Here is a 14,937-nt window from a genome sequence, read left to right as displayed (position 1 = left end):
CGGTCAGCGCGCCGCGCTCACCCGCCAGATCCTGTTGCCGACATCGTCCGCCACCAGCAACGCGCCGCCGGTGCCGACAATTACGCCGACCGGACGGCCCTGCGCCTCGCCCTTGGCATTAAGAAAGCCGGTGAGCACGTCCTGCGGCTTGGCATCGCGGTTCGGGAAACCGTTCTCCGCAAAAGGCACGAACACAACCTTATAGCCCGAGGGCGGCTTGCGGTTCCACGAGCCGTGCAGCCCGACGAACGCGCCGTTGGCATAGGCGTCGCCCAGGCGCGCACCGTCGGCGAACGTCAGGCCGAGCGGCGCGGTGTGTGCGCCCAGCGCGAAATCCGGGCGGCGGACATATTCGCGAAGGTCCGGGCGGCCGGGCTCGACGCGCTTGTCGACATAGCCGCCCCAATATTGCCAGGGCCAGCCGAAGAAGGCGCCCAGATCGACGCGGCTCAGATAATCGGGCGGCATATCCGAACCGAGCATGTCGCGTTCGTTCACCACTGCCCACAGCGCCTGGGTCTTGGGTTCGAAGGCCATGCCGTTGGCGTTGCGAATGCCCCAGGCGAAGATACGGCTGGTCTTGCGCTCGGGATCGACTTCCAGGATCACGGCGCGGTTGGTCGGCTGGGTTGCCGCCGTCGCCATCTGGCCGGGGCTTTCGGCGGTGTAGATCGGCCCTTCCTCTTCCAGCCCGCCTTCGGCGATGTTCGATGCCGATCCGACGCTGACATAGAGGCTCTTGCCATCCAGCGACGCGACCACGTTGCGCGCCCAATGGTTGCCGCCGCCGGGCAGCGCCAGGATCTTCTGCGGATTGGCGGCGATCTTCGTCTGGCCGTCGCGATAGGGATAGCGGACCAGCGCATCGGTGTTGGCGACATAGAGCCAGCCGTTCGCCAGCACCATGCCGTAGGGCGAGTTGAGGCCGGTGAGGAACGCAGTGCGCATATCCGCCACGCCGTCACCATTGCTGTCGCGCAACAGGGTGATGCGATTGGCGGAGGGCACGCCGGCGCCCGCCTTGTTCATCAGCAGGCCCATGACCCAGCCGGTGATCCCGCCGCCATCGCGCGGCGGCGAGTTGCTCTCCGCCACCAGGATGTCGCCATTGGGCAGTTGGTACATCCAGCGCGGATGATCGAGCTTGTCAGCGAATGCCTGCACCTTCAGGCCTGCCGCCGCCTTCGGCATCGCACCCGCTGGCCAGCCGACCGCCTTGGCGACGCCGACGGTGGGCACATTCTGATAGCGCGGATCGGTGATCTGCGGCACGCGGCCGGTGACGGCGGTCTCGCTCAGCGTTGCGATGTCCGGGCGGCCGAGCCAATACCAGGTGGCAGCGCCAGCAACGGCGAGCAGGGCGAAGACAATCAGAAGGCGCTTGAGCATGGCGCCAGCGATACGGTGCGGCGCCGGCGAAGCCAATCCGTTTCTGCGGCCGGCGCTTGACTTCGCATCCGCGCAGGCAAGGATGGCGGTTCACCTGTTCCGGGGGAAATTGCCCGAATGCGGTTGTGCCAAATGCGGTTCTGGCGTGTGCCTGCCCTGTTGCTCGCTTCGTTGGGCGCCCTGCCCGCTGTCGCCCAGCAACAACCGCCCGAGCACCGCACCGAATGGCCCGGCCTTGTCTCGGGCGACTCCGGAATCGATGGGCTGGAAAGCGGACCGGAACTCCAGCGAGGGCGCAGCCCCCAGGCCATGCTCGCCGAGCAGCGCCGGCTCACGGCGGCGCTGGCCGGGCTCCAGCCGGAGCGCAAGGGGGTGGTGGACGCCTATGTCGTGAGCGTTGCGCTGGACAGCGATCCCGTGTTCGCACGGGAGGCGCGCGAGAGCGCCCGGGTGCTCTCGCGCCGCTATGACGCGGAGGGGCGATCGCTGGTGCTTGCCGGCGCCGACGGCCGCGGCGCACCGCCGATGCCTGCCGGCAGCATCACTGCGCTGAGCCTGGCGCTGGCCCGAGTCGCGGAAGTGATGGACCGGAAACAGGATGCGCTGGTCCTCTTCGTCACCGCGCATGGCGCGCCCGATGCTGGCATCGCCTATCACGACGGCGACGAAGGCTTTGGCATCCTTTCGCCGGCACGGCTGGCGGCGATGCTCGACGGGCTTGGCATCCGCAATCGGCTGTTGCTGCTTTCTGCCTGCTATTCGGGCGCGTTCGTGCCTCGGCTGCTGAGCGATACCAGTGCAATTCTGACGGCCGCCTCCGCCGCGCGCACGTCCTTCGGGTGCCGGGCCGAGAATGACTGGACCTTTTTTGGCGACGCACTGATCAACCATGCGCTGCGTAAGCCGCAGCCGCTTGCCGATGCTGCAGCGGAAGCGCGCCAGACGATCATCGGCTGGGAACGCGCCGGCCGGCTCGATCCTTCGCATCCGCAGGTAACGATCGGCGATGGCGTTGCAAGCTGGCTCGGCCCATTGGAGGCGCGGATGCCCAAGGCCGCCACTACGCCCGTCGGCGCACCGGCGACCGATGCGCTGGAACCCTGACGCGGAACCCTGCCCCCGCTCGCCGGTTGGCGGCAGATGACCGAGACCCAGAGCCCGCTGCAGCGCTATCCGCTGCTCGCCACGCCGCATGTGCGACTGCAAGGCACCGTCGACGATGCGATGTACCAGCGCTTTCGCGAGCAGCTGCTGGGCGCGGACGGCGACGGGCCGTTGGTGGTGGCGCTCTCCACGCTGGGGGGCGATCCGGAAGTCGCCAGGCTGATGGCGGACGAACTCCGCCTGCTGCACGACCAGAGCGGCCGCGAACTGCTATTTCTGGGCAAGGTGGCCGTGTATTCGGCCGGAGCGACGTTCATGTCCGCTTTCCCCGTCGACAAAAGGTTCCTCACGCGCGGTACCCGGCTGATGCTGCACGAGCGGCAGATGCACTCGTCGCTGGAGCTATCCGGTCCGCTGCAGATGCTGCCGGCGATCCTGAAAGCCAAGCTGAACGAGATCGAGCATTCGATCCGTATCGAGGAAGAAGGGTTCCGGGCCCTGGTCGCGGGTTCGCGCATCGATTTCGAGGAGCTGCGCCGCCGCGCGCCCTATAACTGGTATATCGAGGCGCAGGAGGCGCGCGATCTGGGGCTGGTGCTCGACGTGATCTAAGTGCGGCGATCCAAAGGACACTTGCGCTGCGGATGCGAAAGGCATAGCTCGCCCCTCAAAGAGGCGTCGCGCCGAAGCGAAAGAGGAAGTTTCAGGAATGGCCGAATTCCGCCTGCCCAAGAACAGCCGCATCACCAAGGGCCAGGAGCACAAGGCGAGCCCCGATGCCAAGCGGGTCAAGAAGTTCAAGATCTACCGCTACGATCCGGACTCGGGTGAGAACCCTCGCTACGACACGTTCGAGGTCGATCTCGACGATTGCGGTCCGATGGTCCTCGACGCGCTGATCAAGATCAAGGGCGAGCAGGATTCGTCGCTGACCTTCCGCCGCTCGTGCCGCGAAGGCATTTGCGGATCGTGCTCGATGAACATCGGCGGCAAGAACGGCCTGGCCTGCACCACCGCGATCGAGGATGTGAAGGGCGAGGTGCAGATCACCCCGCTGCCGCATATGGACGTGATCAAGGACCTGGTGCCCGACTTCACGCACTTCTACGCACAGTACGCCTCGATCAAGCCGTGGCTGCAGACCGTCACCACCACGCCTTCGGGCAAGGAGCGGCTGCAGACCCCGCAGGATCGCGAGAAGCTCGACGGCCTGTACGAGTGCATCCTGTGCGCCTGCTGCTCGACCTCGTGCCCGAGCTATTGGTGGAACAGCGACAAGTTCCTCGGCCCGGCGATCCTGCTCCAGGCCTATCGCTGGCTCGCCGACTCGCGTGACGAGATGACCGGCGAGCGGCTCGACCAGCTGGAGGATCCCTTCCGCCTGTATCGCTGCCACACGATCATGAATTGCGCGAACGCCTGCCCGAAGGGCCTGAACCCGGCCAAGGCAATCGCCGAAGTGAAGAAGATGGCGGCCGAGCGCGTGCTTTGAGCGCAGCCGTTCCGTCGATACGATAATGCCGAGCTGCCGGGCACACCGCCCGGCAGCTCATTTTTTTGGTGAAGCCTCCTCCATGACCCGCCTTCTCGATCGGTACCACGCCCTCGTCTCCGCAGGCGAGCTTCAGCCCGATCGCGAACAGGAAGCCGCCGCCGCACGGCTGGATGCGCTGGCAGAGGAACTGCAGGCGGCGCCCCGCAAGGGGAGCGTGCTGTGGCGGATCACCGGCCGCAAGCCGGCGGTGCCGCGCGGACTGTACCTCTGGGGCGGGGTCGGCCGCGGCAAATCGATGCTGATGGACCTGTTTTTCGACAGCCTCGACATCCGTCGCAAACGCCGCGTCCACTTTCACGAATTCATGATCGAGGTGCACGAGCGGCTGAATGCCGAACGGCAGAAGGACACCCCCGATCCGGTGACCGCCGTCGCCGACGCCCTGGCCGGCGACATCCGTCTGCTCGCGTTCGACGAGCTGGTGGTGAACAACCCGCCGGACGCGATGATCCTGTCGCGGCTGTTCACGGCGATGATGGCGCATGGGCTGACGGTGATCGCGACGTCCAACCGCCCGCCCAGCGATCTCTACAAGGACGGGCTCAACCGCGAGCTGTTCCTGCCGTTCATTCAGTTGATTGAAGAGAAAATGGACGTGCTCACGCTCAACGGGCCCGTCGATTACCGGCGCGATCGGCTGGGCAGCGTAGAGACCTGGTTGGTGCCGAACGGGGCGGAGGCGACCGCCTCGCTGTCCGCCGCCTTTTTCCGCCTGACCGACTATCCCGTCGAGGACCGCGCGCGCGTGCCCGCCTGTGCGGTGCCGATCCCGGGGGGACGCGAGATCCAAGTGCCGAAATGCGTTAAGGGCGTGGCGGTATTCTCGTTCAAGCGGCTGTGCGGCGAGGCGCGAGGTGCCCCCGACTATCTGGCCATCGCTCGCCGTTTCCACACGGTCATATTGGTTGGCATTCCCAAGCTCGGGCCCGAGAATCGCAACGAAGCGGCGCGTTTCGTAACGTTGATCGACGCCTTGTACGAGAACAAGGTGAAGCTGCTCGCCGCCGCCGATGCGCCTCCGGAGCAGCTTTATGAGGCGGGGGACGGGCGCTTCGAGTTCGACCGGACGGTCAGCCGCCTGCTTGAGATGCAATCGGATGCCTATCTGGCCAAGGGGCATGGCGCCAGCTGAACCCGCGCAAATGCGTATTATTGCTTCTGCGAATTAGTTGCAAAAATAATCCCGACCAGAAGCTGAATCCCGGGTTGCAGCCACGCTATTATAGGCCTATCCCGCCTCCGCTTCCGCGGCGTGCCGTTGCGCGACCGCTTTGCTTGGATCCAACCAAGGAGATTCCATGGCTCGCAAGAAGATCGCGCTGATCGGCTCCGGCATGATTGGCGGTACGCTCGCGCACCTCGCCGCCATCAAGGAACTGGGCGACATCGTCCTGTTCGACATTGCCGAGGGCACCCCGCAGGGCAAGGCGCTCGACCTCGCCCAGTCCGGTCCGGTCGAAGGCTTTGACGCCAACCTCAAGGGCGCGAACAGCTATGAGGACATTGCGGGCGCCGATGTCTGCATCGTCACCGCCGGTATCCCGCGCAAGCCGGGCATGAGCCGCGATGATCTTCTCAAGACCAACCTGGGCGTGATGAAGGCCGTGGGCGAAGGCATCGCCCAGTATGCGCCGGATGCGTTCGTGATCTGCATCACCAACCCGCTCGACGCGATGGTGTGGGCGCTCCGCGAATTCTCGGGCCTGCCGCACCAGAAGGTCGTCGGCATGGCCGGCGTGCTCGACTCGGCGCGCTTCCGCCACTTCCTCGCCGAAGAATTCAACGTCTCGGTCGAGGACGTCACCGCCTTCGTGCTCGGCGGCCACGGCGACACCATGGTCCCGGTGATCGAATATTCGACCGTCGCCGGCATCCCGGTGCCCGACCTGATCAAGATGGGCTGGTCCACCCAGGAGCGCATCGACGCCATCGTCGCGCGCACCCGTTCGGGCGGTGGCGAGATCGTCGCGCTGCTCAAGACCGGTTCGGCCTATTATGCGCCCGCCACCAGCGCGATTGCGATGGCCGAGAGCTATCTGAAGGACAAGAAGCGCCTGCTGCCGTGCGCCGCGCACCTGACCGGCCAGTACGGCGTCGACGACCTGTATGTCGGCGTGCCGATCGTTATCGGCAAGGATGGCGTCGAGCGTATCGTCGAGATCGAACTGAACGCCGCCGCCAAGCAGAACTTCGATGTCTCGGTGGACGCGGTCAAGGAACTGGTCGCCGCATGCAAGTCGATCGAACCTTCGCTCGGCTGATCCTTTCCGCGCTTCTGACGGTGCCGGGCGCCGCTTCCGCGCAGGAAGCGATCGCCACGGCACCGACGGAGCCGGTGGAGCTGTTCCGTGCCGTGTGCATGGGCGGCGCCGCCCGGCTGACTCGTGGCATGGCCGAACCGGCAAGCTATGCCACCCTGCCGCTCCCGGCGCAGCGCGCGCTGGGCGAATCGGCGGAAGCAGACGCGGCCGCGGCGTTGAAGGCGACTGTCCCGGCGGCCGCACGCGTGCCCAACACGATCTATCGGATCGCCGGCGGCAACACCTATCTGTTCGTACCCAAGGCCGGCACCAATGCCGGCATGATCGCCGATTCCTGCCTGGTCCTGTGGCTGAGCAGCGGCGAAGACTATCTTTCGGCACGCAAGATCGTGCTGCCGGGCGAAGCAAAGGTGCCGCTGTATGCACGCCCCGCTTCAAAGCCCGACGGCGCGACTTTCGTCGCCGCTTCGTTCGGCACGACGCAATATACGCTCGCCACGTTCGGCGGCTGGATTGCGCTGCGCTCCTACACCCCTCCCAGCGACCCGGAAAAGGCGAACTGAATGAGCATCCTCGTCGACAAGAACACCAAGGTCATCGTCCAGGGGATGACCGGTGCCACCGGCACGTTCCACACCGAGCAGGCGCTTGCCTATGGCACGCAGATGGTCGGCGGCGTCACCCCCGGCAAGGGCGGTAGCACGCATATCGGCCTGCCCGTGTTCGACACGGTAGCCGACGCCAAGGACAAGACCGGCGCCGACGCCAGCGTGATCTATGTGCCGCCGCCCTTCGCGGCGGACTCGATCCTCGAAGCAATCGACGCCGAGATCCCGCTGATCGTCGCGATCACCGAAGGCATTCCGGTGCTCGACATGGTCAAGGTGAAGCGCGCGCTTTCCGGCTCCAAGTCGCGCCTGATCGGCCCGAACTGCCCAGGCGTGCTGACGCCGGGTGAGTGCAAGATCGGCATCATGCCGGGCTCGATCTTCTCCAAGGGCTCGGTGGGCGTCGTGTCGCGCTCGGGCACCCTCACCTATGAGGCGGTGTTCCAGACCACCAATGCCGGCCTTGGCCAGACCACCGCGGTGGGCATCGGCGGCGACCCGGTCAACGGCACCAACTTCATCGACGTGCTCGAGCTGTTCCTGGCCGACGAAGCCACCCAGTCGATCATCATGATCGGCGAGATCGGCGGCTCGGCCGAGGAAGAGGCCGCGCAGTTCCTGATCGACGAGGCCAAGCGCGGCCGCAAGAAGCCGATGGCCGGCTTCATCGCGGGCCGCACGGCCCCTCCGGGTCGTCGCATGGGCCATGCAGGCGCGATCGTTTCGGGCGGCCAGGGCGGCGCCGAAGACAAGATCGCGGCGATGGAAGCCGCCGGCATCCGCGTTTCCCCCAGCCCCTCGCTGCTCGGCGAAACGCTGATGGAAGTGCTCAAGGGCTGAATTTGCAACGGTAGCGCTCCTATATAGGTGGGAATGGGAGCGCTAACACGAACGGAAGCATGATCATGGGCTATGAAGGCCTCGACTTCGACGACATCGCCGGCGGCGTTAGCCCCGGCTTCGTCGAGACCCTGTACCGGCGCTACAAGAGCGATCCGGCATCTGTCGAACCGAGCTGGCGTGCCTGGTTCGAGGGTCTCGAATCCACGGCCTCTGGCCCCAGCTGGCAGCGCGCCAACTGGCCGCTGACTGAAACCGACGCGCTGACGGCCGGGCTCGACCCCACCCAGATGGAGCCCGCGCCGAAGCCCGCCAAGGGCGGCGCGCCCGCCAAGCCGGCCGCCCCCGCCGCGTCGACCGCGGATGTGACCAAGGCCGCGGAGGATTCGATCCGCGCGATGATGCTTATCCGCACCTATCGGGTGCGCGGCCATCTCGCGGCCAATCTCGACCCGCTGGGCCTCTCCCGCCAGGATCTGCCGGCCGATCTGACGCCGGAGTATCACGGCTTCTCCGGCGCCGACCTTGATCGCCCGATCTTTCTAGGCGGCACGCTTGGGCTGCAGCAGGCCACCGTTCGCGAGATCGTCGCGATCCTTCAGGCCAATTATTGCGGCAATGTCGGCCTCGAATACATGCACATCGCGGATGTGGAGGAGCGCCGCTTCCTCCAGGACCGGATGGAGGGCAAGGACAAGGAGATCAACTTCACTGCCGATGGCAAGAAGGCGATCCTTTCCAAGGTGATCGAAGCCGAGCAGTGGGAAAAATTCCTCGGCAAGAAATATGTCGGCACCAAGCGGTTCGGCCTCGACGGCGGCGAATCGATGATCCCGGCGATGGAAGCGATCATCAAGTATGGCGGCCAGATGGGCGTCCGCGAGATCGTGTACGGCATGGCCCATCGCGGCCGCCTGAACATGCTTGCCAACGTCATGGAGAAGCCGTTCCGGGTGATCTTCCACGAATTCGGCGGCGGATCGGCCAATCCTGACGATGTCGCCGGTTCGGGGGACGTGAAGTACCACCTCGGCACTTCCACCGACCGTCGCTTCGATGACATCAACGTGCATATGTCGCTGGTGGCGAATCCTTCGCACCTCGAAGCAGTGAACCCGGTCGTGCTCGGCAAGGCCCGCGCGCTGCAGACGATTCGCGGCGCCCTGGGCGAGCACGAGCAGGTGCTGCCGGTGCTGATCCATGGCGACGCGGCCTTTGCGGGCCAGGGCATCGTGTGGGAATGCCTCGGCTTTTCCGGCATCCGCGGCTATAACACCGGCGGCTGCATCCACTTCGTCATCAACAATCAGGTCGGCTTCACGACGAGCCCGCAGTTCGCGCGCTCCTCGCCCTATCCGTCGGACGTCGCCAAGGGCGTCCAGGCCCCGATCCTGCACGTCAACGGCGACGATCCCGAAGCGGTTACCTTCGCGTGCAAAGTGGCGATCGAATTCCGCCAGAAGTTCCATCGCGACATCGTGATCGACATGTGGTGCTATCGCCGCTTCGGCCATAACGAGGGCGACGAGCCCGGCTTCACCCAGCCGCTGATGTACCAGAAGATCCGCCAGCATCCGCCGGTGAGCAGCATCTATGGCCAGAAGCTGATCGGCGAAGGCGTGGTGGACCAGGGCTTCATCGACGAGAAAACCAATCAGTTCACGACCTTGCTCGAAGGCGAGTTCGAGGCGGGCAAGAGCTATCTGCCGAACAAGGCGGATTGGTTCGCGGGCCGCTGGTCCGGCCTGGGCGCGCCTTCGGACGGCGAATCTGCGCGTCGCAATGTCGAGACGGGCATCGAGAAGAAGCTGTTCGACAGTCTCGGCCGCACGCTGACCACCGTTCCCGAGGGTCTCGAGATCCACAAGACCCTCGGCCGCGTGCTCGATGCCAAGCGCGAGATGTTCAAGTCGGGCACCAATTTCGATTGGGCGACCGGCGAGGCGCTCGCCTTCGGTGCGCTGCTCTCGGAAGGCTATGCGGTGCGTCTGTCCGGCCAGGATTCGGGCCGCGGCACCTTCTCGCAGCGCCACGCCGTCTGGGTCGACCAGAAGACCGAGGCCAAGTACGTGCCGCTAACCACCGTGCCGCACGGCAGCTTCGAGGTGCTCGATTCGCCGCTCAGCGAATATGGCGTGCTCGGTTTCGAATATGGCTATGCGCTGGCCGATCCGAAGGCGCTGGTGCTGTGGGAAGCGCAGTTCGGCGACTTCGTGAACGGCGCGCAGATCATGATCGACCAGTTCATCGCGTCGGGCGAGTCCAAGTGGCTACGCGCCAACGGCCTGGTGATGCTGCTGCCGCACGGCTATGAAGGCCAGGGGCCCGAGCACAGCTCGGCGCGTCCGGAGCGCTTCCTCCAGCTCTGCGCGCAGGACAACATGCAGGTGGTGAACATCACCACGCCGGCGAACTACTTCCACCTGCTGCGCCGGCAGATGCACCGCAACTTCCGCAAGCCGCTCATCCAGATGACGCCGAAGTCGCTGCTCCGCCACAAGATGGCAGTGTCCAGCGCCGAGGAGTTCCTGGGCGACAGCCACTTCAAGCGGATCCTGTCGGACCCGAACGCGCCGGCGGATACCGAGGTGAAGCGCCTCGTGCTCTGCACCGGCAAGGTCGCCTACGACCTGATCGAAGCGCGCGACGCGGCCGGCGACAAGAACACCGCGATCGTCCGGATCGAGCAGCTCTACCCGTTCCCGGGCGAGCCGCTGACCGAGCGGCTGAAGCGCATGACCAACCTCGAAGAGGTGGTGTGGGCGCAGGAAGAGCCGAAGAACAACGGCTACTGGTTCTTCGTCGAGCCGCTGATCGAGCAGTGCCTCATCGATGCCGGCACCAAGGTACAGCGTCCGCGCTATGCCGGTCGCGCCGCGGCGGCCTCGCCCGCCACCGGCCTGATGAAGCGCCACACCGCAGAGCAGGGCGCGCTCGTTGCCGACGCGCTCGGCCATAATGTCCGCGATGAAATCCGCCGCACCCGGAAAGGTTGAGAATGGCCACCGAAGTCAAAGTCCCCGTACTGGGCGAATCGATCACCGAAGCCACCGTCGGTGAATGGCTGAAGAATCCGGGCGATCCCGTCCGCGTCGACGAGCCGATCGCCAGCCTCGAGACCGACAAGGTCTCGGTCGAAGTCCCCTCGCCGGTCGCCGGCGTGATGGGCGAGCAGATCGTCAAGGTCGGCGATACCGTCGAAGTGGGTGCGGTGATCGCGATCATCGCGGGTGAAGGTGCGGCCGCCGCTCCGGCTGCTGCCCCCGCCGCTGCCGCTCCGGCTGCGACGCCGGCGCCTGCGCCCGCCGCTGCCCCGGCCCCCTCGGCCGATGCCGCCGCGCTGTCGCCGTCGGTGCGTCGTGCGGTGCTCGAGACCGGCGTCGATCCCTCGACCGTGCAGGGCACCGGCAAGGACGGCCGCCTGACCAAGGACGACGTGATCGCCGCCGCCAGCAGCAAGCCCGCTGCGCCGGCTCCGGCCGCCACGCCGGCGCCTGCCGCCGCTCCGGCTTCGACCGGCGGCCGCAAGGAAGAGCGCGTGCGGATGACCCGCCTGCGCCAGACGGTCGCCAAGCGCCTCAAGGAAGCGCAGAACACCGCCGCCATGCTCACCACGTTCAACGACGTGGACATGACCGCGGTGATCGAGGCCCGCGCCAAGTACAAGGACCTGTTCGAGAAGAAGCACGGCGTCCGCCTGGGCTTCATGGGCTTCTTCGTGAAGGCCGCGTGCATGGCGCTGAAGGACATCCCCGGCGTCAACGGCTCGATCGAGGGCGACGAGATCGTCTACCACGATTATTGCGACATCTCGGTCGCGGTCTCGGCCCCGCAGGGTCTGGTCGTGCCGGTGATCCGCGATGCGCAGGACCTGTCGGTCGCCGGCATCGAGAAGACGATCGGCGACTTCGGCAAGCGCGCCAAGGACGGCTCGCTCAAGATGGACGAGATGAAGGGCGGTACCTTCACCATTTCCAACGGCGGCGTGTTCGGCTCGCTGATGTCGACCCCGATCATCAACCCGCCGCAGTCGGCCGTGCTCGGCCTGCACCGCATCGAGGATCGTCCTGTGGTGCGGAACGGCCAGGTCGTCGTCCGCCCGATGATGTATCTCGCGCTCAGCTACGACCACCGCCTGATCGACGGCCGCGAGGCGGTGACCTTCCTCGTCGCGATCAAGAACGCGATCGAGGATCCGACCCGTCTGCTGATCGACCTCTGATACATCTTGGGCCCCCGCGAAGGCGGGGGCCCAGGGTAGGAAAGTACATCGCTTGTGGCCCTGGGCTCCTGCCTTCGCAGGAGCACGGATATGGCTGGACCCGCCCGCTCCCCTGCGAAAGCAGGGGCCCAGAGCCCCGGGCGACACGGCCGATAGTTTAAGCGCCCGCACGCGCACGCATGGAGCGGAAAATGGCTGAATATGATTTCGACGTCCTGATCATCGGTTCCGGCCCCGGCGGCTATGTCGCGGCGATCCGCGCGGCGCAGCTGGGTCTCAAGACCGGCTGCGTCGAAGCCCGTGAGACGCTGGGCGGCACCTGCCTCAACGTCGGCTGCATCCCCTCCAAGGCGCTGCTGAACGCGTCCGAGCTGTTCTACGAAGCCGCCTCGGGCGCGCTCGCCAAGCACGGCGTCAAGCTCGGCTCGGTCGAACTCGACCTGCCGACGATGATGGCCGACAAGGACAAGGCCGTGAAGGGCCTGACCGGCGGCATCGAATTCCTGTTCAAGAAGAACAAGGTCGAGTGGGTGAAGGGCCTCGGCACCTTCATCGACGCGCACACCGTGCAGGTCGGCGAGCGTACCGTCACCGCCAAGAACATCGTCATCGCCACCGGTTCGTCGGTCACCCCGCTGCCGGGCGTGACGATCGACCAGAAGGTCGTGGTCGACTCCACCGGCGCGATCGCGCTGGAGAAAGTACCGGCCAACATGGTCGTCATCGGCGGCGGCGTGATCGGGCTCGAGCTCGGCTCGGTCTGGCAGCGCCTCGGCGCCAAGGTGACCGTGGTCGAATATCTCGACCAGCTGCTCCCCGGCATGGACGGCGAAGTCCGCAAGGAAGCCGCCAAGATCTTCAAGAAGCAGGGCATGGAGATCAAGCTCTCCACCAAGGTGACCGGCGTTGCCGTCAATGGCGACAAGGCCACCGTCACCGTCGAGCCCGCCGCCGGCGGTGCCGCCGAGACGCTCGAAGCCGATGTCGTGCTCGTCGCGATCGGCCGCCGTCCGAACACCGAGGGCCTGGGCCTCGACAAGATCGGCCTCGCCACCAACCAGCGCGGCCAGATCGAGACCGACCACAGCTTCCGCACCGCCGTCGACGGCGTGTGGGCGATCGGCGACGTGATCCCGGGCCCGATGCTCGCGCACAAGGCCGAGGACGAAGGCATCGCGGTCGCCGAGAACATCGCGGGCCTCACCGGCATCGTGAACCATGCGGTGATCCCGAGCGTGGTCTACACCCACCCCGAAATCGCCGGCGTCGGCCTCACCGAGGAGCAGGCGCGCGAAAAGGGCGAGGTGAAGGTCGGCAAGTTCCCGATGGCGGGCAACAGCCGCGCCAAGGCGATCGACGACACCACCGGCTGGGTGAAGGTGATCGCCGACGCCAAGACCGATCGCGTGCTCGGCGCCTGGATCATCACCGCGCCGGCCGGCACGATGATCGCCCAGGTCGCCCAGGCGATGGAATTCGGCGCGACCTCCGAGGACATTGCGTACACCTGCCATGCCCACCCGACGCATTCCGAAGCGATCAAGGAAGCGGCGATGGGCGTGCTCGGCAAGCCGATCCACATCTGATCCGGGCCCTCCCGAACCGAAGCAGACGCCGCCGGCATCCCCGGCGGCGTTTTGCTGTTCGGGGCCCGAGAACCGCGCTAACGACCCCGACATGACCAACTCCCTCGGCACCCATGACGCAATCATTCTCGGCGCGGGTGCGGCGGGGATGTTCTGCGCCGCCATGGCGGGGCAGCGGGGTCGCCGCGTGCTACTGCTCGACCATGCCGAGGCGCCGGGGAAGAAGATCCTGATCTCGGGCGGCGGGCGGTGCAACTTCACCAATGTCGGCACCGCGCCCGATCGCTACCTCTCCGCCAACCCGCATTTCGCCAAGTCGGCGCTGGGCCGCCACACCGCGCAGGATTTCCTCGCGCTGGTCGAGCGCCACGGTATTGCCTGGCACGAGAAGACGCTGGGACAGCTGTTCTGCGACGGCTCGGCGCGGCAGATCGTCGACCTGCTGCTCGGCGAATGCGCGATGGGCGGCGTGACGATCCAGCTCGGCGCGAGCATCACCGACGTCGACCACGCCGACGGCCGCTTCCGCGTTACCACCAGCAAAGGCGTGGCCGAGGCCCCTGCCCTGGTCATCGCCACCGGGGGGCCGGCGATCCCCAAGCTCGGCGCGACCGGCTTCGCCTATGACCTTGCCCGCCGCTTTGGTCTCAAGGTTGTCGAACCGCGCCCCGCGCTCGTCCCCCTCACCCTCGGCCCCGACCAGGCGCTGTTCCGCGATCTCTCGGGCGTATCCACGCCCGTGGCCGCAAACGCGGGCAAGGCAAGCTTCCGCGAAGCGGCGCTGTTCACCCATCGCGGGCTTTCCGGCCCGGCAATCCTCCAGGTCTCCTCCTACTGGAAGCATGGCGAGTCGATCGCGATCGACTTCCTCCCGGAGCAGCCAAAGGGCTGGCTGCGCGAGGCCAAGCGTACCGAACCCCGTCTGGGCCTCCGCAGCCTGCTCAATCGCCAGCTGCCCGAGCGGCTCGCCACCACCCTGGCCGAACGCATCGCGCTGCCCAGCGAACTCGGCAATTGCCGCGACGCGCTGCTGGAGCGGGCCGAGGCGCAGCTGGCCGGCTGGCGATTCACGCCGAACGGCACCGAAGGCTTCGCCAAGGCCGAAGTGACCGTCGGCGGGATCAGCACCGCCGATCTTTCCTCACAGACGATGGAGGCGCGCCGCGTCCCCGGCCTCTATGCAATCGGCGAGGCAGTGGACGTAACCGGCTGGCTCGGCGGCTACAACTTCCAATGGGCCTGGGCGAGCGGCTGGGCGGCGGCACAAGCGCTTTGACTTGATCCGCGTTGTTGCTCGGCGGCAACGCGGAACCCGCGAAAATGCGCACCTGCGCTTTTCAATTGCGCGCGCCCGCCGCGCTGTTTCAAAGTT

At 66.4% G+C, this 14,937-nt stretch carries 12 protein-coding genes; 11 read left to right on the top strand and 1 reads right to left on the bottom strand.

What is annotated here, in order from left to right; translation table 11 throughout:
- Window positions 1-3 precede the first annotated feature (3 nt).
- The gene (locus tag B215_RS0111405) at window positions 4-1,389 is read right to left on the bottom strand and encodes a PQQ-dependent sugar dehydrogenase (protein WP_019369776.1); all 1,386 of its coding nucleotides are present in this window, start codon (window positions 1,387-1,389) and stop codon (window positions 4-6) included.
- A gap of 132 nt (window positions 1,390-1,521) precedes the next feature.
- Here B215_RS0111405 and B215_RS0111400 point away from each other — a divergent pair, with 132 nt between their 5' ends.
- The 11 genes from B215_RS0111400 to B215_RS0111350 all read left to right on the top strand — a co-directional run bounded on the left by B215_RS0111400 (window position 1,522) and on the right by B215_RS0111350 (window position 14,841).
- Window positions 1,522-2,493 (top strand): C13 family peptidase, encoded by a 972-nt coding sequence (locus B215_RS0111400; RefSeq protein WP_019369775.1) that lies wholly within the window; start codon window positions 1,522-1,524, stop codon window positions 2,491-2,493.
- Window positions 2,494-2,529: 36 nt separating this feature from the next.
- Window positions 2,530-3,105, top strand: coding sequence for an ATP-dependent Clp protease proteolytic subunit (locus B215_RS0111395; protein ID WP_019369774.1), 576 nt, complete (start codon window positions 2,530-2,532; stop codon window positions 3,103-3,105).
- 97 nt (window positions 3,106-3,202) lie between these two features.
- On the top strand, window positions 3,203-3,985 hold the full coding sequence (locus B215_RS0111390) for a succinate dehydrogenase iron-sulfur subunit (protein ID WP_019369773.1): 783 nt from the start codon (window positions 3,203-3,205) through the stop codon (window positions 3,983-3,985).
- Between the two features lie 82 nt (window positions 3,986-4,067).
- Window positions 4,068-5,180 (top strand): cell division protein ZapE, encoded by a 1,113-nt coding sequence (gene zapE, locus B215_RS0111385; RefSeq protein ID WP_019369772.1) that lies wholly within the window; start codon window positions 4,068-4,070, stop codon window positions 5,178-5,180.
- A gap of 166 nt (window positions 5,181-5,346) precedes the next feature.
- Window positions 5,347-6,309 (top strand): malate dehydrogenase, encoded by a 963-nt coding sequence (mdh, locus tag B215_RS0111380; RefSeq protein ID WP_019369771.1) that lies wholly within the window; start codon window positions 5,347-5,349, stop codon window positions 6,307-6,309.
- Window positions 6,279-6,872 (top strand): hypothetical protein, encoded by a 594-nt coding sequence (locus tag B215_RS0111375; protein WP_019369770.1) that lies wholly within the window; start codon window positions 6,279-6,281, stop codon window positions 6,870-6,872. The genes mdh and B215_RS0111375 overlap by 31 nt, the downstream gene beginning before the upstream one ends.
- Window positions 6,873-7,757 carry a succinate--CoA ligase subunit alpha gene (gene sucD / locus B215_RS0111370; RefSeq protein WP_019369769.1) on the top strand — a complete coding sequence of 295 codons (885 nt, stop codon included), beginning with the start codon at window positions 6,873-6,875 and terminating at the stop codon, window positions 7,755-7,757.
- Window positions 7,758-7,822: 65 nt separating this feature from the next.
- A complete protein-coding gene (locus B215_RS0111365; protein WP_026009180.1) occupies window positions 7,823-10,753 on the top strand; it encodes a 2-oxoglutarate dehydrogenase E1 component in 2,931 nt (976 codons plus the stop codon).
- Between the two features lie 2 nt (window positions 10,754-10,755).
- The gene (odhB, locus tag B215_RS0111360; protein WP_019369767.1) at window positions 10,756-11,979 is read left to right on the top strand and encodes a 2-oxoglutarate dehydrogenase complex dihydrolipoyllysine-residue succinyltransferase; all 1,224 of its coding nucleotides are present in this window, start codon (window positions 10,756-10,758) and stop codon (window positions 11,977-11,979) included.
- 191 nt (window positions 11,980-12,170) lie between these two features.
- The gene (lpdA, locus tag B215_RS0111355) at window positions 12,171-13,565 is read left to right on the top strand and encodes a dihydrolipoyl dehydrogenase (RefSeq protein ID WP_019369766.1); all 1,395 of its coding nucleotides are present in this window, start codon (window positions 12,171-12,173) and stop codon (window positions 13,563-13,565) included.
- 91 nt (window positions 13,566-13,656) lie between these two features.
- Window positions 13,657-14,841, top strand: a complete 1,185-nt coding sequence (locus B215_RS0111350; RefSeq protein WP_019369765.1) for an NAD(P)/FAD-dependent oxidoreductase — start codon at window positions 13,657-13,659, stop codon at window positions 14,839-14,841.
- Window positions 14,842-14,937: the final 96 nt, after the last annotated feature.

The sequence above is a fragment of the Sphingomonas sp. ATCC 31555 genome (genome assembly GCF_000282895.1).
Taxonomy (GTDB): Bacteria; Pseudomonadota; Alphaproteobacteria; order Sphingomonadales; family Sphingomonadaceae; genus Sphingomonas.
Note: the sequence above shows the minus strand (reverse complement) of the source record. Positions and strands in the feature narration are given on the sequence as shown.

Bases quoted from the DNA above. Each gene is read 5' to 3' on its own strand.
- odhB (WP_019369767.1), top strand. From the start codon at position 10,756: ATGGCCACCGAAGTCAAAGTCCCCGTACTGGGCGAATCGATCACCGAA.
- zapE (WP_019369772.1), top strand. From the start codon at position 4,068: ATGACCCGCCTTCTCGATCGGTACCACGCCCTCGTCTCCGCAGGCGAG.
- B215_RS0111400 (WP_019369775.1), top strand. From the start codon at position 1,522: ATGCGGTTCTGGCGTGTGCCTGCCCTGTTGCTCGCTTCGTTGGGCGCC.
- mdh (WP_019369771.1), top strand. From the start codon at position 5,347: ATGGCTCGCAAGAAGATCGCGCTGATCGGCTCCGGCATGATTGGCGGT.
- B215_RS0111350 (WP_019369765.1), top strand. From the start codon at position 13,657: ATGACCAACTCCCTCGGCACCCATGACGCAATCATTCTCGGCGCGGGT.
- B215_RS0111390 (WP_019369773.1), top strand. From the start codon at position 3,203: ATGGCCGAATTCCGCCTGCCCAAGAACAGCCGCATCACCAAGGGCCAG.
- B215_RS0111375 (WP_019369770.1), top strand. From the start codon at position 6,279: ATGCAAGTCGATCGAACCTTCGCTCGGCTGATCCTTTCCGCGCTTCTG.
- B215_RS0111405 (WP_019369776.1), bottom strand. From the start codon at position 1,389: ATGCTCAAGCGCCTTCTGATTGTCTTCGCCCTGCTCGCCGTTGCTGGC.
- B215_RS0111365 (WP_026009180.1), top strand. From the start codon at position 7,823: ATGGGCTATGAAGGCCTCGACTTCGACGACATCGCCGGCGGCGTTAGC.
- B215_RS0111395 (WP_019369774.1), top strand. From the start codon at position 2,530: ATGACCGAGACCCAGAGCCCGCTGCAGCGCTATCCGCTGCTCGCCACG.
- sucD (WP_019369769.1), top strand. From the start codon at position 6,873: ATGAGCATCCTCGTCGACAAGAACACCAAGGTCATCGTCCAGGGGATG.
- lpdA (WP_019369766.1), top strand. From the start codon at position 12,171: ATGGCTGAATATGATTTCGACGTCCTGATCATCGGTTCCGGCCCCGGC.